The organism is Streptomyces sp. DG2A-72 (genome assembly GCF_030499575.1).
In the GTDB taxonomy this organism is placed as follows: Bacteria; Actinomycetota; Actinomycetes; order Streptomycetales; family Streptomycetaceae; genus Streptomyces.
Map to the genome: position 1 here is coordinate 8383619 of NZ_JASTLC010000001.1, position 24396 is coordinate 8408014.

Here is a 24396-nt window from a genome sequence, read left to right on the forward strand (position 1 = left end):
CCTAGGTCAGCCCTTGATGCCGGTCTGTGCGATCCCCTGCACCAGCCAGCGCTGGAGGAACAGGAACACGAACACCAGGGGCAGGATGGAAACGGCCGTGGCCATGAAGATCATGTGGAAGACGACGGTCTGGTTGGTCATGTAGGAGGAGAGCGCGACCTGTACCGTCCAGGCGCCCGGGTCCTGGCCGATGACCAGCGGCCACAGGAAGGAGTTCCAGCCCTGGATGAAGGTGATCGTCGCCATCGCCGCGAAGAAGTTCAGCGAGTTGGGCACCACGATGCGCCAGTACGCGCCCCAGTAGCCCAGTCCGTCCACGCGTGCCGCCTCCTCCAGCTCCTTGGGGAACCCCAGGAAGTACTGCCGGAACAGGAAGCAGGTGAAACCACTGAACAGGCCCGGGATGATGAGACCCCGGTAGGTGTCCACCCAGCCGAGCGACGAGACCAGCACGAAGCTCGGGACGAAGGTGACCGCGGTCGGGACCATCAGGGTCCCCAGGACGGCGTAGAAGACCTTGTTGGCGTGCTTGTACGGGATGCGGGCCAGACCGTAGCCCGCGAGGGAGCACACCAGCAGGACGCCGACGGTGTGCAGGGTGGCCACGACCGCCGAGTTCCACAGGGACTGGGCGAAGGGGACCGTCTCGTCGGTGAACAGTTCGCTGATGTTGCCCCACTGGATGTCCGTGGGGAAGAACTTCCAGTTCTCTCCGGTGATCTCGGCGTCGGTGGAGAGGGCGTTGCGGACGAGAATGTAGAACGGGACCAAGAAGAGGAGGGCGGCGACGCCGGTGGCGATGTAGAGGCCGGTGGAGCTCATCACGCCACCGCCGCCGCGCTTGACGCGGCGGGGCTTGCCTGATTTCGGCGCGGACTTCCCCACCTCGGGCATGGTGGTGGTCACTTGGACTCCTCCCCCCTTCCAAAGCCCATGATCTTGCCCTGGAGCAGGGTCACGGCACAGATCAGCACGGTCAGAATGAGCGCTCCCGCGCTGCCGGCGCCGTAGTCCTGGCTCTCGCCCAGGGCCTTGTAGTACAGCTCGACGAGGGGCGGGCGGCCCCAGGTGGTCTTCGACAGCAGGTTGAAGAACTCGTCGAAGGCCTGGTAGGCGGCGATGAGCAGCAGCAGGATCACCGCGGTGGACGTGGCACGCAGCTGGGGCAGCGTGATGTACCGGAAGGTCTGCCAGCCCGGCTTGGCGCCGTCGATGGCGGCAGCCTCGTACAGCTCGTCCGGGATGTTCTGCAGCGCCGCGATGAACAGGATCATGAAGAAGCCGGACTGCAGCCACAGACGTGCGGTGACGATGACCAGCCAGTACCAGGGCGGATTGGGGTCGGCCAGCCAGGCGATGTTCTCGACCCCGAACCAGCCGAGAACCGTGTTCATCAGGCCGAAGCGGACTCCGCTGAAGATCGACATCTTCCAGATCAGCGAGGCGGCCACATAACTGCACGCGGTCGGCAGGAAGAAGACCGAACGGAAGAACGCCCGCATGAAGCGCAGCCGGTTCACCAGCAGGGCCAGGGCCAGCGAGAGCGCCCATGTGGTGGGCACGATGAACGCGGCGAAGACGGTGAAGGTGCCGAGTGAGCCGACGAAGTCGTCGTTCGTCAGCATGTACACGTAGTTGTCGAAGCCGACGAACTTGTCGGGCGTGACGGTGAAGCGGGCCTCGAAGAAGCTGAGCCAGAGGCTCCAGAGGATCGGCGCGTAGACGAAGATCGCCAGGCCGATGAGGAACGGTCCGGTGAAGAGCCAGAAGTTGAAGGTCGGGCTGCCCCGTAGACCCCGCCGCGGCTTGGCCGATGAGGCCTTCGCCGGGGCGGGGCGCGCGAGGCCGCGCGTCTTGGTCGTCGACATGTCGTGGTCCGTCCCGCGGTCTAACCGAACAGCTTCTTGAGCTCGCGGTTGACGGCTGTGTCGGCCTTGTCGAGAGCCTTCTCCGGGTCCATGTCCTTGCGGACGGAGTTGGCGAAGACGTCCTCCAGGGCGGTGATCATGGCCTGGGTCCAGCCGATGTTGTCGAAGTGACCGAACTCGTTGAAGAGCTTGACGCCCTCAGCGGCGTTGCCCGACTTGAGCTTGGTGGCGGACTCCGCGAGCGAGGTGCGCGGCGGAATGTGGAAGCCGTAGGAGGTGGCCCAGTCCTCCTGGTACTCCTTCTGGTCGATCCACAGCCACTTCACGTACTCCTTGGCCGCCTCGACGTTCTTGCTCTTGGCGTTGACGAACATCGACCAGCCGCCGTTGTAGACCGACTGCTTGCCGGAGTCCGTGACCTTCGGGAAGGGGAAGATCCCCCAGTCGTCGCCGAGCGCGTCCTGGATCGCCGGCATCGCCCACATGCCGCACCACTGGATGGCGCACAGACCCTGGTTGAGCGAGGAGGGGTCCCAGGACTCGGTCGGGGCGCCGAGGAGAAGGTCGCCGCTGGTGAACAGCTTGCGCATCTTGTTGAGGCCCTCGACGACGCCGTCCGTGTGGTAGGCGATCTCGTTCTTCTCGGTGAGGGTGTCGGCGCCTGCCGACCAGATCATCGGGTGGATGACGTTGTGCAGGTCGTTGCCGAGGTACAGGCCCTTCACCTTGCTGGTGGTGAGCTTGGCGGCGGCCTCCATCAGCTCGTCGAGCGTGGTCGGGACGTCGACCCCCGCATCCTCGAACATCGACTTGCGGTAGTAGAAGAACTGCGGGTCGTCGATCATCCGGACGCCGTATATCTTCCCGTCGACCGTGTGCGACTTGATGTCGGCCGGGTTGAAGTCGTCCTTGACCGGGTCGATGATGTCGGTCAGGTCCGCCACCTGGCCGCTCTTGACCATCTGGATCTGCGGGTGGAACTCGAAGAGATCCGGCGCGTTCTTGGTGAGCAGGGCCGAGAAGAGCTTGCTCTCGAAGTCCGCGCTGGTGATCCACTGCGTGGTCACGTTGGCGTCCTTGTACGCCTTCGCGTAGCGCTTGATGGCCTGCTCGGTGCCCGCCTCGCCGTACGCGTGGAACATCTGCACGAGGCTGTCGCCGGAGCTGCTCCGGCCGGTGTTACCACCGCACGCGGCCAGCCCGCCGGCCGCAGCCAGCCCCATCGCGGCGCGCAGTGCGGATCGGCGGTCCATGTTGCTGTTGCTCAGTGCCGACATGTTGACGTCCTTGTCTCGAGTGCGGCTGCGGCTCCACGGCGCGACGGCCGGTGGCTCAACCGGTGGCTCAATTCGGCTTGCGGTGCGGGACGTTAACCTTCGGCTAAGCCTTCGGCAAGGGGTTGGACGAAGTCTGCTCGAAGCGTTGTATGGCGTTCGGGATACCGGACGTGCGGGGTGGCGGGCCGCCGCACCAGCGGCCCGCCAACTCATCGATCAGGAAGGGTTACTGACGGAACCAGGCCTGGTTGCTCCCGCCGTTGCAGGACCAAAGGCCCACCTTGCTGCCGTCGGCCGTCGCCTGTCCGCCGACGTCCAGGCACGTGCCGGACGCCTCGTTCACGATCTGCCCGTTGGAGTTGAGCAGCCAGCGCTGACCGGCGGCACCCGTGAAGGCCGCGCTGGTCGTCAGGCCCGAACTGCCGGCCGTCAGATAGCCGCCCGCGCCCTTCAGCGCGCCCTTCGCGTCGTACGACCAGTCCTGCGCGTCCTCGCCCGTGCAGGCGTTGATCGCGGCCCCGGAGGCGTCCGCCGTCAGGCACTTCCCGGACTGCTGCCCCTGCAGCGCGCCCGTGATCGCCGAACTGCCGCGGCCCTTCTGGTCGAGGACGTACGTCGTGATGGACCGGGCGGGGAGCGAGGCGGAGACGGTCGAGCCGCGTACCGCCGGCCCCGCCACCTTCGCCCAGTTCTCGTCCGCCGACGTCCGCACGGCCTGCGAAGCCCGCACCGGCCGCTTGCTGTTGAAGTGCAACTTCAGCGAACTGTCGGTCGAGTTGTGGTTGTTGACCACCACGACCCATTTGCCGTCGCGGTCGTACGTCGACACCTCGACGCCGTCCGGCACTCCCGTCACGTTGTGCGCGACCGAGCCCGGCTTGACGAACTTGCTGTACTGGCCGAGCGCGTAGTAGCGCTTGGTGAAGTACAGGGTCTGGTTGCCGTTCGTGGCGTAGTCGGGGTCGTAATAGATCAGGCCGTCGTTCCAGCCGGAGTCGTTCTTCGCGTACGGGTCGGTGCCGATCATCTCCGACAGGGCGACCCACCAGTGGAACGCCGAGTCGTGCGCGGTCGCGAAGTCCTTGTGGATGATCCGGGACAGGTTCAGACCGCCGTCGATCGTCGGGTCGTACTCCTGCGCCCAGCCGGTGCCGCCCTTGCCGAAGCAGCAGACCTCGGTGGACCAGGACTCGATGCCGGCCTTCTTGGCCGTCTCGTAGACCTGCGCGCGGTTGGCGTCGCTGGGGTTGTCGTACGTGTGGTGGGCGAGCTTGTCGACGTACTGGGCCGTGCCCGGCTGCGAGATCCAGCGGGGGACCTCGTCGTTGAACTTGACCGTGCTGGTGGACTCGTCGGCGATGATGCCGGTCTTCTGGCGCCGTGCGTCCTGCTCGGCGCCGAGCGCCCGCACGATGTCGTCGCGCTGGTCGACGTCGACCAGCATGCCCTCCTGGCCGCAGGAGTCGAAGCTGTTCGTCGGCTCGTTGAAGGGGCTGATGTGGTCGAACCTCTGGCCCCGCTTGGCGAAGTGGTCGGTGACGTCGGCGATGTACTTCGCGAAGTCCTGCTCGTTCTCCGCCTTGAGATAGCCGCCGCAGCTCTTGCCGTTGGTCTTCCACTCGGCGGGCGCGCTGTTCACGAAGGCGACGAGGTTCTCGACGCCGTACTTCGCGGCGTAGGACAGGAACGTACGGCCGCCCTTGTCCTTGCTCCAGTCGTACGTCCCGTCGTCGTTCCGGAAATCGTCCGGGGCGCGGGACGGGGTGGTGACCGCCGTGCCGCCACCGCCGATGTTGTAGCGGTAGTTGCTGAGGTCGAGGCCACTGGAGGAGAAGAGCAGCTTCGCCACCCGGGCCTGGACCTTCGGGTCGAAGTTCTTCAGGTCGTTGACCCACCAGGCGCCGGACGCACCGATGTTGTCGATCGTCTGGGCGGCGTAGGGGGAGACTTCGGCGGCGACCGGGTCGGCGGCGCTCGCGGTTGGGGCGGATATGAGAGGGCCTGCGACAGCGAGCGCGGCTGCCGCTGCCAGGAGGGCCGGTCTCTTGCGGGGGTGAGCGGTGCGGGGGTGAGTCACGTGCATCCCTTCCGTCGTCATGAAGGTGGTGCGGTACGGCTCCTTGCGAGGGTGGTGCGCTTTGTGGCGGTCCTCTGCCCCAGGGACTGCAGTGCGCCTTCGAGCGCGAACGTGGCCGCGCCCAGGCACGCCGGGTCGGTGGGGATGGGGGAGAGGACGATCTCGGTGGCGGCCAGGGGCCGCCTGAGCGCGTGCCGGGCTACGGCCTCGCGCACTTCGTGCAGCAGGGGTTCGCCGAGCTTGCGGGCGACCCAGCTGCTGAGCACGACCACTTCGGGGTTGAGGACGTTGACCAGGTTGGCGATGCCGGCGCCGATGTAACGGGCCGTTTCCCGTACGACCTTGAGGGCCACGGGGTCGTACGCGCCCACTCCGCGGGCCAGCGCGTCGATGGTGGCCGTCTGGTCGTCCGGGTGCAGCAGCGGGCTCCGCGGGCTCAACTCCCGCAGGTTCAGCATGATCCCGGCCGCGCCGACGTAGGCCTCCACACAACCGCGGTTGCCGCAGCGGCACAGTCGCCCGTCCAGGACGAGCGTGGTGTGGCCCCACTCGCCGGCGCTGTTGCTCACCCCCCGGTACAGCCCGCCGCCGAGCGCCAGCCCGGCGCCGACCCCTGTTCCGAGGTTGACCACCACCGTGTCCCCGCGCCCGCGCGCCGCCCCGAACCACATTTCTGCGACCGCGCCGGCACGCAGTGGATTGTCCAGATAGAGGGGGTAGGCGATGACCTCGGACAGCAGGTCGAGCAGCGGCACATCGTGCCAGTCCCAGTTGGGCGCGTACTCGGAGACCCCGGTGTCGCGGTCCACCTGCCCCGGCACGCTCACCCCGACGCCGAGAACCCGCGCGCCCTCGATGCCGGCCTGCGCGACCACCGAGCCGACGGCCGCGGCGACATGGGCGACGACCTGCTCCGGGAGGCTCTCACCGGGGCCCATGTCCTCGTCCGCGCGGGCGAGGACGTTCAGCCCGAGGTCGAACAGCTCGACATGGACGTACGTCTCCGCGATGTCGACACCGATCAACGCGCCCCCCGACGCGTTGACGGCCACGAGTCCCCGGGCCGGCCCCGCCGAGTCCTCGAACCCGACCTCCGTGATCATGCGGAGGTCGAGCAGTTCGCCGACGAGCGTGGCGACCGTGGCCAGGCTCAGTTCCGTGGCGGCGGCCAGCTCCTGCCGGGAGGTGGGCGACTCGGCGATGATCTGGCGCAGCACCTCGTAGCGGTTCGCGGTGCGGATGTCACGTGAGGTGCGCTTCACCGGAGCAGCCCATCCCTTCCCAGCCAGGCCGGGGTCTACGTCGGCACCGGCGCGGCGCAAGGCTATGGGCTGCGAGGACTTTCGACAAGGGGTTAGGAAAGGGGGTGTAGAAAGTCCCGCGCGGTTCAGCCGGCCAGGATGTCCCGCACGAAGGCGTTGGCGAATTTGCCGCTGGGGTCGAGTACTTGAGCCAGCGCCCGGAAGTCGCCGAGCCGCGGATACCGGCCCAACGGGGCTGCGGTGAACACCTTCCCCCAGTGCGGCCGGGCGTCGAGCCCGTCCAGCGCCTCCTCCACCCGCCGCACCACCGGCAGCACCGCGTCCGTGTCCTCGACCCAGGTGAAGTGCACGGCCACGGTGTCCCGCCCGTACGCCGGGCTCAGCCACTGCGTGTCCGCGGCGACCGTCCGCACCTCGCAGGTCTGCACGACGGGAGCAAGCCGCGTACGGATCGCGTCGAGCGCGTGCAGCATGTCGAGGGCGTACGGGCGTGGCAGCAGGTACTCCGACTGGAGCTCGGCGCCGCTGCTGGGCGTGAACTCGGCCCGGAAGTGCGGCAGTCGCTCGTGCCACGGCCCCGGCACGCCGAACTGCTCGGTGCAGTTCACCGCGGGCATGCCCGGCACGGGGTGCAGCTTCTCGGTGGCGGGCGCGGCCCACGGGAAGTCGGGCAGCGGCTCGTCGGTGCGCCGCTTCAGCCACACCTGCCGGAAGCCGGGCTCGCGCCAGTCGGTGAAGAGGCTCACGCTGTACGCCGCCGCCATCACCGTCTCGAACGTGTCGAAGTCCAGCCCGGCCAGCGGCAGTTCGGTGAACACGTGCTGCTCGACGTCGTAGGACGGCTCCAGGTCGAGGGTGAGCGCGGTGACGACACCGAGCGCGCCGAGCGAGGTCACCGCCCCGCCGAACCGTTCGTCGTCCCGCCCGATGACGACGGTCGACCCGTCCGCCGTGACGATCTCCACCTCGCGCACCGGTGTGGCGAGCGACCCGTTGCGGATGCCCGACCCGTGGGTGCCGGTCGCCACCGAACCGGCCACCGAGATGTGCGGGAGGGATGCCATGTTCGGCAGCGCGAAACCCCGCTCGTGCACATGGCGGGCCAGGTCGGAGTACCGGACCCCGCCGCCGACCCGCACCGTGCGCGCCGCCGAGTCGACATCGACCTCGACGGGCAGGCCGCCCAGCGACACCAGCGCCCCCTCGACGCCCGGCTCGGCGATCTCGTTGAAGGAGTGCCCGCTGCCCAGCACCCGTACGCGGTCGCTGCCCGTCACGAGCGCGCGCAGCGCGGCCTGCGAGTGCGGGCGGTGCAGCTCCTTGGCGGTGTACGTGATGTTGCCCGCCCAGTTGGTCACGGTTTCGGCCATGCGGTCGCCCCTCCCGAGGAATACGAGAACCAGGAATGCCAGAACCAGGAATGCGAAAACCAGGAATCCCCTGGTGGAAACTACCCTGGCCGGAAACACATGGCCCCCCGCCCCCACCTCCGCTCGCCCGGGGGCATACCGTGAGGAGTCGAACGCCTGAGCCGGGAGGAGACACGGGATGGGCAGCCGTACCGCGCTGGTCGAGGATCTGATGGAGCGCTTTCCGCATGTGCCGCGGGAGGCCGTCTTCAAAGAGGATCTGCTCCGGGGCGGGGTTGCTTTCGACCCGTCGGCCCTCAGTGACAACGAAGGCGGCGAGGTCAAGCCGAAGTCGTACTTCATCTTCTCCTTCGACCACGGCACCCTGCCCGAGCTGGGCGAGGCGGCGCTGCGCCGCCCGCCGGAGGAGATCATCCTCACCGGAGGGCCGTACGACCTGCGGCGGACCGTGGTCTCGGTGCGGGTGAACCCGTCGTCGCCGTACCGTGTGGCCGCCGACGAGGACGGGATGCTCGGGCTCTACCTCGACGGGAAGCGGATCTCCGACGTAGGGGTGCCGCCCATGCCGGAGTACTACCGGCACACCCTCTCCAACGGGAAGTCCGTGATGGAGGTCGCCCCGACCATCCAGTGGGGCTACCTGATCTATCTCACCGTCTTCCGGGTCTGCCAGTACTTCGGCGCCAAGGAGGAGTGCCAGTACTGCGACATCAACCACAACTGGCGCCAGCACAAGGCGGCGGGCCGGCCGTACACGGGCGTCAAGGACGTGGAGGAGGTCCTGGAGGCGCTGGAGATCATCGACCGCTACGACACCGCGAAGGCGTCCACCGCCTACACGCTCACCGGCGGCGCGATCACCAAGACGGTGGCGGGACGCGATGAAGCCGATTTCTACGGCCATTACGCCAAGGCCATCGAGGAGCGCTTCCCGGGCCGCTGGATCGGCAAGGTGGTCGCGCAGGCGCTGCCGCGTGACGACGTACAGCGGTTCAAGGACTACGGCGTGCAGATCTACCACCCCAACTACGAGGTGTGGGACCGCCGCCTGTTCGAGCTGTACTGCCCCGGCAAGGAGCGCTATGTCGGCCGTGACGAGTGGCACAAGCGGATCCTCGACTCGGCGGAGATCTTCGGCGCCCGCAATGTGATCCCCAACTTCGTGGCGGGCGTGGAGATGGCCGAGCCGTTCGGCTTCACGACGGTCGACGAGGCGATCGCGTCGACCACCGAGGGCCTGCGCTTCTTCATGTCGCACGGCATCACGCCCCGGTTCACCACCTGGTGCCCCGAGCCGACGACCCCGCTCGGCAAGGCCAACCCGCAGGGTGCCCCGCTGGAGTACCACATCCGGCTCCTGGAGGCCTACCGCGCCACCATGGACGACTTCGGCCTGTCCTCGCCTCCCGGATACGGCCCGCCCGGCCCCGGCCGCGCGGTGTTCTCCGTCAGCTCCTTCATGGACAGCCTTTCGGCGCAGGAGCCAGTCGAGGTGTAACTCCCGCCGTGCCGCCGGACATAGAGAGATGTCTCAACGGACGGCGGACGGAAGGGGGGCGGGCGTGCCGGACGACGGAACACCTGAGGAAAGACTCCGCACGCTCTACGCGACGTACTACGGGCGGGTGCTGAACTGCGCCCGGCGTCGCCTGGCGACGTATCGACAAAGTGTCTCGCGGGCACGACGAGGAACTGCCGCGGCGCCGCGGCACGGGTCGTCGGCTGCTCGGCACGCACCTTCGCCGTACGCCTGCCCCTCCCTTTTTGTCGCCGCAGGGGCACGGCGCCCTGCTGGGCCCGGCGAACCCGGTGACCGCCGAATGCCCCCGGGCCGGACAGCGCTGGCCCGCATCCTCACCGAGGAGCGCCCGCGGACGCACCGGGAACCACATCAATGTCGGCCGGGATCGATACTTCTTGGCGTTTCTTCCGTATGACTCTCGTAGTGACGAAGGAAGAGTGGGTGGAGCAGTACAGGACGGAGTATCTCGACGCCGGCGGACGGGGCGTGGCGGTGGAGCAGTCGCGCCGCTGATCCGGGAGGACGGGGGGATGCGCGGTCCGGGCGAGAGGTAGCCCGGACCGCGTACCCGTCGGTCACTGGATTTGAATAGCGCGCTTGTCAGTTGTGTCGAGAACGTGAAAGGCTCGTGCTCTGCCGCGAGGTTTCCCCCAACTCCGTTGCCAATATAGTGAGTTGACCTCGCTCGTGGATGCAGGAGACCCATGCCCGACCTGCCGACCCCTCAGGACGCCGCCGAGGCCGCGCTGTTCTCCGAGTGCTGGGACGCGGTGCTCTCGTACGCCGACCTGTGCACGGCCGGATCCGCCGCGGCCACCCGGCTGGCCACCGAGGCCTTCGCGCTCGGTATACGCGAGGCCCGTGCCGGTGAGACCGGCACGTCCAGGAACGCCGGCCGCCGCCCGGCCCGGCTGCCCCGGATTCCCTTGCTGCTGACGGCCGTTCGGACCACCGCGGCGGCTTGGGAGACCGACGGCCAGGGCCACAAGCTCGACCCGGAGCTGCGGCTGTGGCTCAACTCGGACAAGGCCGAACGCTATACCGGACCTCCGCTGCAGCGCCCGCTCGCGCTGCGCGGCCTGCGCGACATGCAGGAACCGGACGCGGCGCTGCTGTGGCTGGCCGAGGTGGAGGCCCTGCCGATGTCCGTCGTGGCCCGTCGGCTCGGCCTCGACCCGGCGTCGGTCTCCGACGAACTCGAGCAGGTGCGGGTCCTGTTCCGGGACCGCTGCCACCGCGCCCATCTCGACACGCCGATGGCCGCGCAGTGCCGCAGCTACGCCCGGCTGCTCGACGCGGTCACCCGCTCCCCGCTCGCCGACACCCCGGACGACCTCTCCCGGCACCTCTCCCGGTGTGTGGAGTGCGCGGAGGCAGCCGCCTGTCTGCGGCTGCACGGCGGCGGGTTGCCGGCCGCGCTCGCCGGCGGTGTGATCGGCTGGGGCGGCCTCGCCTATCTGGAGCGCCGTCGCAGAGCCGCCGAGGTACGGCTGGGTGCCGGGCGCCCGGACCCCGCGGACGCGGAGGCGCCCCCGAACCTCGGTGCGCACAAGGCGCGCGTCGTGCGGGGCGGCCTCCTCGTCGCCGCCGTCATCGTCTCCCTGCTGGCGCTGGGCGTGTCGATGATGCCCGGCGGCGCCACCGACGACGGCGCCGCGGGACCCACCGACGGTTCCGACCGCCAGCCGGTGGCCGTCCCCAGCTTCTCCGAACCGTCCACCAGCGCGCGGCCCTCGGACTCGGCGACCGTCTCGCCCGAGCCGTCGGCGACCGGTCCCTCGGACCCCTCCGACGACAAGGCGTCCGACCCGGAACCCCAGGGCACCACCTCCTCCACCGCCCGCGGCGGCGACCCGGACCCCGGGACGGACGATCCGGCCACCTGCGAGGTCGCGTACGACCTGGTCAACCAGTGGCCCGACGGCTTCCAGGCCACCGTCACTGTCACCACCACCGAGGCCCTGGACAACTGGCGGGTCGCCTGGTCCTTCAAGGACGGCCAGCAGGTCGGCCAGATGTGGGACGCGAGCTTCGCCCAGGACGGCTCCCGCGTCACCGCCACCGCCGCCGACTACAACAAGACCGTCCCCGCCGACGGCTCTCTCGCCTTCGGCTTCCTCTCCTCCTGGCGCGGCAAGAACTCCCCGGGGTACGACTTCACCCTCAACGGCCACGACTGCACGAAGGCCTGACGCCGGGGCCGGGCGGAAAATGCGTTGACGGACCGCCGCAGGGTGGGACTACAGTTGCGGCGAATCGAGAGGGACGGCCTGCCGGCCGCCCCGTCGTCCGGTGAGCGAGAACAGGAGGTGTTGACCGATGGCTGTCACTGCGATGGGCGCTGCCCGCATCCAGAAGTCCATCAACTCCACCTCCGTGGCCACCGGCTGACCTTCCTTCTCCTCACATCGCGCCTGAGCGCGCGCAGGGCCGGGGCCGCCCTTCGAAGGGTCACCCTTGACTACCACCTCTGCTTTCTCCGCTCTCGCTCCCTACGGCTGGGACGAGGCATGGGCGGACCAATTCACCCCCTACGTGTCCGAAGGGCTGCTGCCCGGACGGGTGCTGAGGGTCGACCGCGGACAGTGCGACGTGGTCACCGCCGACGGGGTCGTGCGGGCCGACACCGCGTTCGTCACCCCGAACGATCCGCTGCGGGTCCTGTGCACCGGCGACTGGGCCGTCGTCGAACCCGCGGGCAACCCCCGCTATGTACGGACGTATCTGCCGCGCCGTACCGCCTTCGTGCGCTCCACCTCCTCCAAGCGGTCCGAGGGGCAGATCCTCGCGGCCAACGTCGACCACGCGATCGTCGCCGTGTCCCTTGCCGTCGAGGTCGACCTCGGCCGCATCGAACGCTTCCTGGCCCTGGCCTGGGAGTCCGGCGCGCAGCCGGTCGTGGCGCTCACCAAGGCCGACCTGGTCCCGGAGGCGGCCACCCTCGCCCATCTCGTCCAGGACGTGGAGACCACGGCGCCCGGTGTGCCGGTGCTGCCGGTCAGCGCCGTCGACGGCGCCGGGCTCGACGTCCTCGCCGCGGTCGTCTCCGGCGGTACGTCCGTGCTGCTCGGGCAGTCCGGCGCGGGCAAGTCGACCCTCGCGAACGCGCTGCTCGGCGAGGACGTCATGGACGTACAGGCCACCCGGGACGTCGACGGCAAGGGCCGCCACACGACGACCACCCGCAACCTGCTGCTCATGCCCGGCGGCGGCGTGCTGATCGACACGCCGGGGCTGCGGGGCGTCGGGCTCTGGGACGCCGAGACCGGTGTCGGGCAGGTCTTCTCCGAGATCGAGGAGCTGGCCGAGCGGTGCCGGTTCCACGACTGCGCCCACGAGGCCGAGCCGGGGTGCGCGGTGCTGGCCGCGATCGACTCCGGGGAGCTGCCGGTACGACGGCTGGAGAGCTACCGCAAGCTGCTGCGGGAGAACCAGCGGATCGTGGCCAAGACCGATGCGCGGCTCAGGGCGGAGATCCGCAAGGACTGGAAGCGGAAGGGGGCACAGGGCCGAGCGGCGATGGAGGCCAAGCGGGGGCGTTGGCAGTAGACCGTCCACCCCCATGTCCGATTTCCGCCAGCCGTGACGTCCCGCCTGGCGGAAACTGGAACACGTGATGGACGAAGACACCAGGTACGAAGCGGTGCGCAGCCGGGACGCCCGGTTCGACGGCGAGTTCTTCTTCGGCGTCGAGACGACCGGTATCTACTGCCGCCCGAGCTGCCCCGCCGTCACCCCCAAGCGCCGCAACGTCCGCTTCTTCACGACCGCAGCCGCCGCGCAGGGCTCGGGTTTCCGGGCCTGCCGGCGGTGCCGGCCGGACGCGGTGCCGGGATCGGCCGAGTGGAACGTGCGCGCGGACGTCGTGGGCCGGGCCATGCGGCTGATCGGGGACGGCGTGGTCGACCGGGAGGGTGTCGCCGGGCTCGCCGCACGGCTGGGATACAGCGCGCGGCAGGTCCAGCGGCAGCTCACCGCGGAACTGGGCGCCGGACCGGTCGCCCTGGCCCGCGCCCAGCGCTCGCACACCGCACGCGTCCTGCTGCAGACCACCTCGCTGCCGGTCACGGAGGTCGCGTTCGCATCCGGGTTCGCCAGCGTCCGGCAGTTCAACGACACCATCAAGGCGGTCTACGCCTCGACGCCCACCGGACTGAGAGGCGCCGCGCCGAAGGGCCGTACGGCCACCCCGGCGGCCGGTGTGCCGCTACGCCTCGCGCATCGGGGCCCGTACCAGGCCGGTGCCGTCTTCGATCAGCTGGCGGACGAGGCCGTCCCCGGCGTCGAGGACATCGGCGGACCGCGCGGGCGGCGGACGTACCGCCGCACCCTCCGCCTCCCCTACGGCACCGGAATCGTCGCCGTCGAGGAGCGGCCGGGACGGCCGCAGCCCGGGGCCGGCGGCTGGCTGGACGCGCGGCTGCACCTCACCGACCTGCGCGATCTGACGACGGCCGTGCAGCGGCTGCGGCGGCTGTTCGACCTGGACGCCGATCCGTACGCCGTGGACGAGCGGCTCGGCGCCGATCCGCGGCTCGCCCCGCTGGTCGCCGCCCGGCCCGGACTGCGGTCGCCGGGCACCGCCGATCCGGAGGAGCTGGCGGTACGCGCGCTGGTGGGGCGTACGGCGGCCGAGGTGCTCGTACGCCGGTACGGCAAGGCCCTGGACGCGCCCTGCGGCAGCCTCACCCACGTCTTCCCCGAGTCCGCGGTCCTCGCGGAGGCCGAGCCGGACGGTCCCCTGGGCGCGCTCACCGCCGACCTCGCCGACGGCTCCGTACGACTGGACCCGGGGGCCGACCGGGACGACGCGCAGGACGCGCTGCTCGCCCTGCCCGGGATGGACGCCCGCACCGTGGCGATCATCCGCACTCGCGCCCTCGGCGACCCGGACGTGGCCGTGCCCGGCACGGACGTCCCCGACAGCTGGCGCCCCTGGCGCTCCTACGCACTACAACACCTGCGTGCAGCAGGGGAGTTGGAGCAACGATGACGTACTACACCACCCTCGGCAGTCCCCTCGGCCCTCTCCTCCTCACCGCCGATCGCAACGGCACCCTCACCTCCCTCTCCATGCCGGGCCAGAAGGGCGGCCGCACCGTCCAGGACGGCTGGCGGTCCGACCCCGGGCCCTTCCGGGAGGCTCAGGAGCAGCTCGCCGCGTACTTCGCCGGCGATCTGAAGGAGTTCCGGCTGCCGCTGCGCGCCGAGGGCACCGCATTCCGGGAGCGGGTGTGGTCCGCGCTCGACTCCGTGCCGTACGGCGCGACGACGACGTACGGCGAGATCGCCGCGCGCATTGGGGCGTCCCGGGCCGCCGTGCGGGCGGTCGGCGGCGCGATCGGTGCGAATCCGCTGCTCGTTCTGCGTCCGTGCCATCGCGTGATCGGCGCGGATGGCTCTCTGACGGGTTATGCGGGGGGCCTGGAGCGGAAGGTGGAGCTGCTTGGGCTGGAAGGTGCGCTCTGAGCTCCTCTGCGGCGCCGTCGTGGCTGGTCGCGCAGTTCCCCGCGCCCCTTCGGGGCGCTCCAGGTCAGGCCTCCTCCAGTCCCCAGCTGTGGATCCACCGTGGATGGACGCGGATCACCTCATCGCTGAAGTGGGGGCCCAAGTCGTGTGGGCCTACGAGGAGTTCGGCCTCGCCGCGGATGTCGACGCCGCGGACCCGCCAGGGGCGGGCGCTGATCATGTCGTCGACGACGAGGGCGACCTTCGGGTTCTTCCGGAGGTTGCGCCACTTCTTGGTGGCGCCCATCGCCCGGCCGCCGATCAGGATCGTCCCGTCGTCCTGGGGGAAGATCCCGACCGGGTTGGCCTGCGGCTGGCCGTGCGGGTCGACGGTGGCCAGCCGTCCCAGCCGCTGGGTCTTCAGGTACGCGTGTTCGGCTTCGGTGAATTCCGCCATGACAGCAGACAAGCACGTCGTACGTACCGGGTCAGCCTTCCGTGCCGGGCAGCCCCCACCGGGGCGCGTCCTCGTTGGGCCGTACGGGTGTGACGGTGAGGTCGGGCCGGTCGCCCCGGCGTCCGTGTACCGCAGCGGGCGGCCACGTCCGTCCCGAGATCGGCAGCCGGGCCAGCCCGAACAGCGAGCCGGACGGTGCGTGTCTCGGCGCCCGGCTCGGCGTAGATGCCCGAGCCGAGGAAGCCGTTGCCCAGATAGCGGAGCTATCCAGGGGCGCAACGTAGGGATGGGGCGACAGATCGTCAATATGGAGGGAGAGATCCGATCAATCGACAGAAGCGGAGATCCTGGGCATCAGCCCCAGAGCACCGCCCCCAGCCACGCCCCGAAGATCACCAGACACGTGAACAGCTCCGCCAGCACACTGGAGCCCCCGTTGCGCATCGCCGTACGCAACGCCGCCCTCGCCTCACCGTGGCGGCCCAGCCGGAGGCGCTCGTACAGGTAGATGCCGCCCATGAAGCCGGGGATGGCGCCCAGCACGGGGATCAGGAGGAAGCCGAGGAACGCCCCCGCACCGGCGTACACCCCCATCCTGGGCGTGGCGCCGCTCGCGCGCAGACGCCGGGGCGGCAGGGTCCAGCGGACCACCTGGGACAGGAGCAGCGCGACGGTGGCGCCCACGAGCACCCACCAGGCGACGGGCTGCGGATCCTTCAGCGCCCACCACATGACCGCGGCCCACACGAGCCACGACCCCGGCACCCCGGGCACCAGCACTCCGCACAGGCCGAGCAGGATGACCACGCCGACCAGCAGGAGGTCCAGGACTCCCATCTGTCCAGAGTGCCGGAGTGGAAGAGAAAGCGCAGGTCACCCCTGGTGATCCGGGCATTCCCGCTGCTCTTCCCCGCTACGAACTCCCGGAGGATTGAATTCCGTGCGCTGGAAAGGGGTGGTGAACCACAGCGAGGCGACACAGAAACAGGTCACACTCAGGGTGCGGATGACGGATGCGAACGGCAATTCGTTCACCCAGATCGTGATCCGGGCCTACGACGTGCGCCCGCGCGTGCAGGGGATCGCGGGCCCGGGTCACTCCGGCGTCGCCGGGCGGTTCTCCCGTGGGGGGTGGGATCGCCCGGCGACTTCCCGAGCATCACGACCGGCGGCGGATTTCCGGATGCCCCGTTTTCATCCGGCCCGTGCGGTGGACAATTGGGGGCATGAGCCAGCAGGGGGGAAGTCCCACCGGTCACGAGGACGACTGGTGGGGGCAGCTGTACGACGACTCCACCGACGACACGGGCCCCACGGCCGCGCCCGACTCACTGGACGACCGGTTCGCTTCGGCGGCGGGGGCGGTGGGGGAGGGGGAGGGGAGCACTTCGGCGGTGGAGGACGGGCACGCTGCCTCGCCGCCGGGATCGGGTCCCCCGACGCCGGCTGCCCCGTCGGGGGTCAGAGTGCCCGCGCCGCGTGCCGAGGCCGCACCCACTGAGGGCACAGGACGGCACCGCGCCCCCTGGGAACCCCCGCCCACCGCACCTCCATCCCCGGCGAGCTTCCCGCCCGGCCCCATGCCACCCGGCTTCACCGACCAGCCACCCTCGACGACCGGCGCCGCCCGCACCTCGACGGAGACACCGGCGACGACGACTCCGACGTCACGGACACCGGATGACGGGCCGCCGCCCACTCAGGACGCCCCCGGCACCGACGCCCCGCCCACTCCGAACGGCACGGAAAACGGCCCCCCGTCTCCCACCCGACCGAGCACGGCCACCGAACCCGCCCGCCCCACCCCCCGCCACGGCACCGAAGCCCCTTCCGCACCACCGCCCTCTCGCAAGGCAGCCGAGTCTCCTTCCGCGCCTCTGCCCACCTGCTCGGCCGCCGAGTCTCCTTCCGCGCCTCCGTCCACCCGCTCGGACGCCGAGTCTCCTTCCGCGTCTCCGTCCACCCGCTCGGACGCCGAGTCTCCTTCCGCGTCTCCGTCCACCCGCTCGGACGCCGAGTCTCCTTCCGCGTCTCCGTCCACCCGCTCGGACGCCGAGTCTCCTTCCGCGTCTCCGTCCACCCACTTGGCCGCCGAGCCCTCCTCCGCACCTCCGCCCACCCACTTGGCCACCGAGCCCTCCTCCGCACCGCCGCACCCCGTCGCCCCAGCCCTCGCCGCGTCGTCGCCCGCCCGCCCTGCCACCCCCTCCCGCATCGAGCTCCCCACCGCCGCCCCACCCCTACACCTCGACTACGTCGGCTCCGGACCCCCCACCTACGACGCCGAACCCACCGCACTGCCCCCCGCCGACCCGGACGAACTCGACGACCTGGTCGCCGACACCGTGCTCGACGGAGCCCACTACGGGGCCTGTTCGTTGCGGGCCGTTTCGGTGCGCGGGGACTCCGCGCGGTACCGGGGTGAGCCGCGTCGCGACTCGTTGCTCACCGCGCGGTTCGGCAGTGGCGAGCAGGCGCTGATCCTCGTGGCGATGGCGACCGGGGCACGAGCGACACCGGGGGCGCACCGGGCGGCGGCCGAGGCCTGTCACTGGATCGGGCGGGCCGTGGGCCGCAGTCATGCGCGGCTCAGCGAGGACATCCGGGCCGCCCGGCGCGGTGATCTGAAGTCGGGGCTGCACCGGCTCACCGACCGCAGCCTCGGCAAGCTCCGCGCCGGCGCGGCCGAGCAGGGCATCGACCCGGAGGAGTACGCGGCCACCCTGCGCTGTCTGCTGCTGCCCGCCGACCCCGAGTGCCGTACCCGTGTGTTCTTCGGCGTCGGCGCGGGCGGACTGTTCCGGCTCAGGGACGGCGAGTGGCACGACATCGAGCCGTCGGTCGGCGACATCGCGGGCGAACCGGTCGTCGGCTTCGGCTCGCTCCCGCACGAGACGCCCGAGGGTGACCGGCTCACCATGGACCTGGGCATCCCGACGCCCCCGAGCCCGTACGAGCCCGCGCCCGAGCCGCCCCGCGAACCCTTCCGCTTCCGCGCCTCCGTAGCCCGCCCGGGTGACACGCTCCTGATGTGCACCGGCGGCCTGGCCGAACCGCTGCGCGGCGAACCGGAGCTGTGCAAGTACCTGACCGGCCGATGGTCGGGCCCCACCCCGCCCGGCCTGGCGGCATTCCTCGCCGACACCCAGACCCGGGTCAAGGGATACGCCGACGACCGTACGGCCGCCGCGGTCTGGGAGGCGTAGCCCAGTCGCGCCGGGGGCTCACGGTCGGCCGCCTCCGGCGCCGGCTCGGGCTCGGCCGACCACCGCTCCAGCGGCCGTTCCAACTCCTCCGCGGTGCGTGTGAACTCCAGCTGCTGGTACGCGTACCGTTGCGCAACCGCATGCGCGACGACCGCCACGCCGATCGACGCAGCGACCGCCACCCACGCCGCGATCTGCTCCATACCCCACGCCGCGGCGATCGCCGCCATCACCGCCCCGAGCCCGCCCAGCGCGAGCTCTACCCGCTCGTTCAGCCGGACCTTGCGCCGCATGTACGCGGCACGCGGCCGGTAGTAACCCATCAGCCGTCGGCGCAGCCGCTGCTCCACGTTCGACTCCACGTCCCGGACCTCGGGCATCGCACGCTCGACGGGCGTGATGTCCGTCGTCGGTCTTGAGGGCCTCAGAGACGGCGCGCAGCCGGGTCCAGTCGCACCACCTGCTGCTTGAGCCGCCCCGCAGCCTGAGACCACACACTCTGCTGAGCCCGGACCGCGGATATCGCCGTGCCCTGTGAAGTCCCCGTCAGAGAAGGGATGATGACAGGGCGCAGGGGGTTCTGGACAAAGGCGGGTACCGCCCGACCCGCGTCCGTAAGGGCGTTGCTCAGTCGGTCCAGGGTGTCCACTGGAGTTGGTTGTACGAGTACCGGGACAGGCCCTCGATGCTGCTGGTGCGGAACGGGCGGCCGTGGTCGTCGATACGGACCGTTCCTGAGCGCCCTTGCGAGGACCAGTCGAGCTCCAGGAACCAGCGGCAGTCGCAGGTCTTCGTCGTGGCGGTGACCAGCAGTACCTCCGGGTCCTCGGAGGAGACCCGGTAGGGCATGCGCACCGCCGGGATCGGGCCGTTCTCGTCGCCGCCGTCGACCGGGCGGGCGATGGGCCGGTTGATGTCCAGGTCGACGGCGAAGTAGCGCGGCGACAGCGATCCGCCGCAGCCCTGGTCCATCGAGTACGCCTTCCCGGCGACCGGCTCGCCGCGGCCCACCACCCGGACGCGGAGCGCCTCCAGCACCACGGCGGTGCTGGAGCGCCCCTGCACGGAGATCTCCACCAACTGCTCCCGCCCGTGCACCGCCCCCAGCGCCCTGGCCCAGTTCGCGGCGTCCTGCGGTGCCGGCGGCGGAGGGACCTGCTGCGGCGGCTTGTCGATGACGTAGTCGTGACCGCAGCCGAGCGCCCACTCATGGGAGTCGGCGGTCCAGGTGAGCGGCACGGCGGCGGTGCCGGTCGGGGTCTCCTCACCGCCGGAGGATCCGCCGCCCGACGGCCCGTTGCCGGAGGCCGCGCCACCGCCGCCGGTGGGCGGCGCCGACGTGGCCGCCTTGCCACTGACCGACGGTGACGGTGTGGCGGATCCGGAGGAGGAGGGGCTGGGCGACGTGGGCGAGGGGCTCTTCGGTGCGCCGGACGTCGTCGTAGGGGTGGGGTCGGCGAGCCGCCCATCGGCCTCCACCGAGGAACTCCCGTCCGGCAGCGCGGACAGGGTGCCCAGCGTGGCCAGCAGCACGGCGGCCACGGCAGCCGTGGTGGCGGTGAGGCGGCGTCGGCGGTACCAGCGGGTGGCGCGGGGAGCGGGGGCGGCACCCGAAGCAGCGGCCGATGCGGCTTCCGTAGCGCCGGCCGCCGCGGCTCCCGCAGCACTGGCCGCCGCCTGCGTCGTCTCCGGCTTCCCCGCCGGCCGCTGTCGCGCCGCCACCGCCGCCAGCCACAGCCGGTGCAGCTCCAACCGCTCCTCCGCGGACGCCCCGCACAGCGCGGCGAAGCGTTCCACGGGGGCGAAGTCGACAGGAACCGCTTCGCCCGCGCAGTAGCGGTGCAAGGTCGAGGTGTTCATGTGCAGGCGGCGGGCCAGCGCACCGTAACTGCGGTCCGTACGGTCCTTCAGCTGCCTCAGCAGCGCCGCGAACCGGGCGACGTCATCCTCTTCCGGCACCATTCCCCCGTATCCCCTCCCGGGACGCCATCCCAGGCACCCCATGTATCTGCACGTCGGACGGGCTGGGACGGTTCCACCGTCGCCGGCGCTTGCGTGCGCCCACCGTGACCGCTGATGCTCTGGGTGCCGCACCGACCAGGACCGGGCCGACCACCCGGAGTCGCGGCGGCTCCTGTCATTCACACACTCACCACGGGGACACCCATGCTCAAGCAGACCCGCGCAGGCGCGCTCACCCTACTCGCCCTCACGGGCCTCACGCTCGGTTCCGTACTCACCGCACCGGCCGGCGCGACACCCCGCACGGGGTTCCTCTCGGCCGCCGACCTGCCGCCGCACCCGTCCTCCTCCTGGACCGCGGGCGACATCACCGACGGCGTCCCGGAGGAACTGCTGCAGTGCCTCCAGGACGTGCTGCCGGGCTACGACTCCCGCTACCGTGCCTTCCACACCGAAGTGGACGCCAGCGCCCGCCAGTTGAACGTCGTCACGGGCACGCCCGCCAAGGCCCGGGCCCTCGCCACCCGCCTCAACAAGGAGATACGGACCTGCCCCGCCCGCATCGAGCAGCGGGACCCGGAGATCGAGGCCACGCACAAGGACTACGGCACCCTGCCCGTCGAGGAGGGCGCCCGCGTGCACGGCCTGCACACCGCCGCCTCCTGGGGCGCGACGGACATCCACCTCCTTTCGGTCGGCCGGGACGGACGCACCGTCACGGTCGTGGAGTGGTCGCAGCTCGGCGACTTCGACGACGCGCCGGTGAGCGCCTTCAAGAGGACGACCACCACGGCTGTCGCCAAGCTCCACTGAACCTCCACTGAACAAGGCCCGACAGCGGCGATTTCCGGTCAGCTTCACGAGCCGGGGGAACCGGTCGGACCCGACTGCCCCACGGCTTCGTCGCGTACGGCGGGATCGGCAGCGCGCCAGGGGCAGTTGGGCCGACCCCCTGCACCCGTGTCCCCGTACGGCGTGCGGCGTAGGAACGGCGACCCGGCCTGCCCCGAGGCGGCCTTCACCAGGGTTCATCGACAGCGCGGCGGCTGTCGTACGCATGGCCGAACAGCCGGTCGTTGACGATTCCACATGACTGTCGAGTGAGCCAACGGGCATGGATTCCCGTGAACGTGTTCGAGGCAGGAGGGGAACCGACATCGGCACGCAGGCGGGGGTCATGAAGAGGCAGGCACGAGGGGGCGGTCCCACGGCGATCGGGGCCTTCTCGGCTCAGACAGTGGAGGAAGAGGCCGACGGCGCCACGGCGCAGCCGCCGCAACTGCGGCGCAGACTCGGACGCGCGGACCTCAAGGCGGTGCCGGAGGCACGCAGGGCACTGCGCGAGCTGCTACAGCACTGGGGCAAGCCCGGGCGGTCCGAGATAGCGGAGCTGCTCACCAGCGAACTCGTCACCAATGCCATCGTCCACACGGACACCGACGCGGTCCTGACGGCCGTCGTGGGACCCCGTGGACTACGGGTGGAGGTACGGGACTTCGTCGCCCGCAGGCCCAGGCTGTGCGTACCGAACGCCGACGACGGTACGCACGGCAGGGGCCTGGTCCTGGTGCAGTCCCTCGCGGACGCCTGGGGCGTACGGCCGCACGGGGTGGGGAAGGCGGTGTGGTTCGAACTCGACCCGGACGCCGCGTGACCGGCGAAAGGGGGTACGGCCCCGGGCCGTACCCCCTGACGTCGGCTGCGTCCGTTCCTAGCCGAACTGCTGCTCCAGGTCCTTGAGCTTGCGCTCCAGGGAGTCGAGACGCGGCAGCGCCATCGTGTCGTCCTCCGCGGTGAGGTCCACGGTGATCGGGTCAGAGCTCTGGCGGACGGGCTGCAGGGAGGGCCGTGAGCGCACGGGCGGCAGCTGCTCCGGGGTGGATATGGCAGGCTCCGCGGTGACTCGGTCGGTGCCGCGCTCCATGGCCGGCACCTCCATGGGCCGTCCGGGGCCGCCGCGTCCGACGAAGCCGCGGTGACCGCGGCTGATCGCCTTGAGCTGGGCCCGCTCGACCCGCTCCTGCTCGCGCCGGCGCAGCCGGGCCGCTTCCTTCTGCCGCTTGTCCTCGCGCACCTCGTCGACGGCCTCGTCCAGGCTGCGTACGCCCTCGAGGAGCATCAGCGACCAGGCCTTGTAGGTCTCGCGGGGCGCCCGCACCCAGCGGACGATGCGGATCTGCGGCAGCGGACGCGGCACCAGACCCTGCTCGCGCAGCGCGGCCTTGCGGGTCTGCTTCAGCGCCCGGTCGAAGAGGACGGCCGCCGACAGTGACATGCCGGCGAAGAAGTGGGGGGCACCGTCGTGGCCCAGACCCCTGGGCGCGTGCACCCAGTTGAACCAGGCCGCGGCGCCGGCGAACGTCCATACAAGTATCCGGGAGCCGAGGGCCGCGTCACCGTGGCTGGCCTCGCGCACGGCGAGCACTGAGCAGAACATGGCCGCGCCGTCGAGGCCGAACGGGACCAGGTACTCCCAGCCGCCGGACAGGTTCAGGTTCTGCTGGCCGAAGCCGACCAGGCCGTGGAAGGAGAGGGCGGCGGCGACCGCCGCACAGCAGAACAGCAGGACGTAGGAGGCGGTGCCATAGATGGCCTCCTTGCGCCTGCGGCGCTCCTCGGCTCGCTCCCACGAATCGTCCGCGCTCGCATCCTTCCCCGAGGAGCGCTTGCCGCGCGCGAGCACCGCTACCGCCGCCAGCATGCCCAGGAGCAGTACGGCGCCCGGAAGCAGCCAGTTCAGCGATATGTCGGTCAGTCTCATCTGGGGTCCCTTGCATTGGGATAGGGCGTGTAACGCCCGCCATGGTGGCCCAATTCCACCGGCCCTCAGAGGGTTTCGGGGCAAGAGGCCGCCAAGGAAGTGCAAGGGGATGCCCAAGGCGGCGTTCTGCTCGAACTGCCGCGTGAGGGGCGGGAGTTGAGTTCGAATAAGACTACCCGTACGGATGGTTCGGCGGAAAGTTCCCGTGGCAAGTGAGGAAATTGTGAATCGCCTGTAACCGTGGGGCTGCCGAGTCCGCAGTTGATCTTACGGGACGTGTGAGGGTGGGGCTGTCTGAGGGGTCCTCAACTGGCCGCGTCGGCCAAGAGCTTGACGACGCGGTCCGCGTCGCAGGTGCGCGGGCAGGTGGCGCAGGCGTCCTCGGGGTCCAGCGTGTAGAACATGCAGCAGCTCGCCCGGTCCCGGGTGGGCAGCGGCTCCCCGTCCGGCCCGGTCAGTTCACGGAAGGCGGCGGAGCCGACATACGGCTTGGTCGCCCCCGGCAGCAGCAGCTCCAGCTCCCGCCTCGCCCGCTCCTGCTCGCCGAGCACTTCGGCGACGTACCAGAGCCCCTCGACGACCTCGTCGGTCGCCATGCCCCACAGCGCCCGCCCGCGCCGCCGCATGCGCGGACCGAACCCCGCGAGCACGGGTTCCAGATGCTCGGCGACGGCCTCCCGTACCTCGCCGCGCAGCGTCTCCTCGTCGGCGACCACACGGGCGCCGGGCAGGGTGGCGGCGGGATCGCCGGGCAGGCAGGCGAAGCTGTGGGCGCGGACGGCCAGGCGGCCGATGTCCAGGTCCGGGACCGTCCGGTCGTACGAGACGTCCGTCACGTGGAAGCGGGGCACCCGGCGGCTCAGGAACCACGGCACGGTGATCAGCAGACAGGCCGGCCAGGCGTACCGGTGCAGGCCGAAGCCGGCGACGACATCCGGTCGCGCTCGCTGCCCGTAGTCGCGCAGGACCTGTGCGTCGTCCCAGGCCAGGAACGCATCCAGCCCGGCTCCACCCTCCGCGAGCGCGTCGGCGGCGATCCAGCCGCCGTCCCGGGGGACCTGCTCCCCGGCGCCGAGCTGTGTGATCGGCAGCCCCGGGAGGACCTCGGCCAGACGCGTGTAGGCGTCCGCGAGGGCCGAGCGGGGCACGGGCATACGGGACCGCCGATCTGGTGTCTCTGCGGGCT

21 protein-coding genes and 1 pseudogene are annotated in these 24396 nt (G+C 70.6%); 8 read left to right on the top strand and 14 right to left on the bottom strand.

Annotation, left to right across the window (positions count from 1 at the left end):
* Positions 1–6: 6 nt before the first annotated feature.
* The 6 genes from QQY66_RS39840 to QQY66_RS39865 form a co-directional block, all read right to left on the bottom strand.
* Positions 7–906, bottom strand: a complete 900-nt coding sequence (locus QQY66_RS39840) for a carbohydrate ABC transporter permease (protein ID WP_301985252.1) — start codon at positions 904–906, stop codon at positions 7–9.
* Positions 903–1868: a carbohydrate ABC transporter permease gene (locus tag QQY66_RS39845; RefSeq protein WP_301985253.1), complete on the bottom strand. Its 966-nt coding sequence runs from the start codon at positions 1866–1868 to the stop codon at positions 903–905. Before QQY66_RS39845 ends, QQY66_RS39840 begins: the two co-directional genes overlap by 4 nt.
* A gap of 20 nt (positions 1869–1888) precedes the next feature.
* The gene (locus tag QQY66_RS39850) at positions 1889–3145 is read right to left on the bottom strand and encodes an ABC transporter substrate-binding protein (RefSeq protein WP_301985254.1); all 1257 of its coding nucleotides are present in this window, start codon (positions 3143–3145) and stop codon (positions 1889–1891) included.
* Between the two features lie 226 nt (positions 3146–3371).
* A complete protein-coding gene (locus tag QQY66_RS39855) occupies positions 3372–5228 on the bottom strand; it encodes a glycoside hydrolase (RefSeq protein WP_301985255.1) in 1857 nt (618 codons plus the stop codon).
* A gap of 11 nt (positions 5229–5239) precedes the next feature.
* Positions 5240–6484 (bottom strand): ROK family protein, encoded by a 1245-nt coding sequence (locus tag QQY66_RS39860; RefSeq protein WP_301985256.1) that lies wholly within the window; start codon positions 6482–6484, stop codon positions 5240–5242.
* A 125-nt stretch (positions 6485–6609) separates the two neighbouring features.
* Positions 6610–7854: an FAD-binding protein gene (locus QQY66_RS39865; protein WP_301985257.1), complete on the bottom strand. Its 1245-nt coding sequence runs from the start codon at positions 7852–7854 to the stop codon at positions 6610–6612.
* Between the two features lie 178 nt (positions 7855–8032).
* Between QQY66_RS39865 and QQY66_RS39870 the strand changes: the two genes are divergently transcribed.
* From QQY66_RS39870 to QQY66_RS39890, 5 genes are all read left to right on the top strand, one after another.
* Positions 8033–9352 carry a radical SAM protein gene (locus QQY66_RS39870; protein ID WP_301985258.1) on the top strand — a complete coding sequence of 440 codons (1320 nt, stop codon included), beginning with the start codon at positions 8033–8035 and terminating at the stop codon, positions 9350–9352.
* A gap of 728 nt (positions 9353–10080) precedes the next feature.
* Positions 10081–11568: a cellulose binding domain-containing protein gene (locus QQY66_RS39875; protein WP_301985259.1), complete on the top strand. Its 1488-nt coding sequence runs from the start codon at positions 10081–10083 to the stop codon at positions 11566–11568.
* Between the two features lie 265 nt (positions 11569–11833).
* Positions 11834–12925 carry a ribosome small subunit-dependent GTPase A gene (gene rsgA, locus QQY66_RS39880; RefSeq protein ID WP_301985261.1) on the top strand — a complete coding sequence of 364 codons (1092 nt, stop codon included), beginning with the start codon at positions 11834–11836 and terminating at the stop codon, positions 12923–12925.
* 67 nt (positions 12926–12992) lie between these two features.
* Positions 12993–14369 (top strand): DNA-3-methyladenine glycosylase 2 family protein, encoded by a 1377-nt coding sequence (locus QQY66_RS39885; protein ID WP_301985262.1) that lies wholly within the window; start codon positions 12993–12995, stop codon positions 14367–14369.
* Positions 14366–14845: a methylated-DNA--[protein]-cysteine S-methyltransferase gene (locus QQY66_RS39890; protein ID WP_301985263.1), complete on the top strand. Its 480-nt coding sequence runs from the start codon at positions 14366–14368 to the stop codon at positions 14843–14845. Before QQY66_RS39885 ends, QQY66_RS39890 begins: the two co-directional genes overlap by 4 nt.
* A 64-nt stretch (positions 14846–14909) precedes the next feature.
* On the opposite strand, the gene QQY66_RS39895 is transcribed toward QQY66_RS39890, so the two are convergent.
* From QQY66_RS39895 to QQY66_RS50600, 4 genes are all read right to left on the bottom strand, one after another.
* Positions 14910–15281 (bottom strand): PPOX class F420-dependent oxidoreductase, encoded by a 372-nt coding sequence (locus QQY66_RS39895; protein ID WP_301985264.1) that lies wholly within the window; start codon positions 15279–15281, stop codon positions 14910–14912.
* A 354-nt stretch (positions 15282–15635) separates the two neighbouring features.
* Positions 15636–16118, bottom strand: a complete 483-nt coding sequence (locus QQY66_RS39900) for a DUF456 domain-containing protein (protein ID WP_301985265.1) — start codon at positions 16116–16118, stop codon at positions 15636–15638.
* 418 nt (positions 16119–16536) lie between these two features.
* Positions 16537–16980: a hypothetical protein gene (locus QQY66_RS39905; RefSeq protein WP_301987791.1), complete on the bottom strand. Its 444-nt coding sequence runs from the start codon at positions 16978–16980 to the stop codon at positions 16537–16539.
* Positions 16981–17412, bottom strand: a complete 432-nt coding sequence (locus QQY66_RS50600) for a hypothetical protein (RefSeq protein WP_367667029.1) — start codon at positions 17410–17412, stop codon at positions 16981–16983.
* On the opposite strand from QQY66_RS50600, the gene QQY66_RS39910 reads away from it, so the two are divergent.
* Entirely contained in the window at positions 17405–18487 is a 1083-nt protein-coding gene (locus tag QQY66_RS39910; RefSeq protein ID WP_367667030.1) for a PP2C family serine/threonine-protein phosphatase, read from the top strand. The genes QQY66_RS50600 and QQY66_RS39910 overlap by 8 nt on opposite strands.
* Positions 18488–18525: 38 nt before the next feature.
* On the opposite strand, the pseudogene QQY66_RS50605 reads toward QQY66_RS39910, so the two are convergent.
* Positions 18526–18867: pseudogene (locus QQY66_RS50605) on the bottom strand (SLATT domain-containing protein); the annotation flags it as partial.
* A gap of 247 nt (positions 18868–19114) precedes the next feature.
* Positions 19115–20449 carry a helix-turn-helix transcriptional regulator gene (locus QQY66_RS39915; protein ID WP_301985266.1) on the bottom strand — a complete coding sequence of 445 codons (1335 nt, stop codon included), beginning with the start codon at positions 20447–20449 and terminating at the stop codon, positions 19115–19117.
* Between the two features lie 204 nt (positions 20450–20653).
* On the opposite strand from QQY66_RS39915, the gene QQY66_RS39920 reads away from it, so the two are divergent.
* Complete coding sequence (locus QQY66_RS39920; protein WP_301985267.1) at positions 20654–21262, top strand: hypothetical protein; 609 nt, start codon at positions 20654–20656, stop codon at positions 21260–21262.
* Between the two features lie 364 nt (positions 21263–21626).
* Complete coding sequence (locus QQY66_RS39925; RefSeq protein WP_301985268.1) at positions 21627–22103, top strand: ATP-binding protein; 477 nt, start codon at positions 21627–21629, stop codon at positions 22101–22103.
* Positions 22104–22160: 57 nt separating this feature from the next.
* Here the strand turns inward: QQY66_RS39925 and QQY66_RS39930 are convergent, their stop codons facing one another.
* A complete protein-coding gene (locus QQY66_RS39930; RefSeq protein WP_301985269.1) occupies positions 22161–23210 on the bottom strand; it encodes a DUF2637 domain-containing protein in 1050 nt (349 codons plus the stop codon).
* Positions 23211–23515: 305 nt separating this feature from the next.
* The gene (locus QQY66_RS39935) at positions 23516–24364 is read right to left on the bottom strand and encodes a (2Fe-2S)-binding protein (RefSeq protein ID WP_301985270.1); all 849 of its coding nucleotides are present in this window, start codon (positions 24362–24364) and stop codon (positions 23516–23518) included.
* Between the last annotated feature and the right edge of the window lie 32 nt (positions 24365–24396).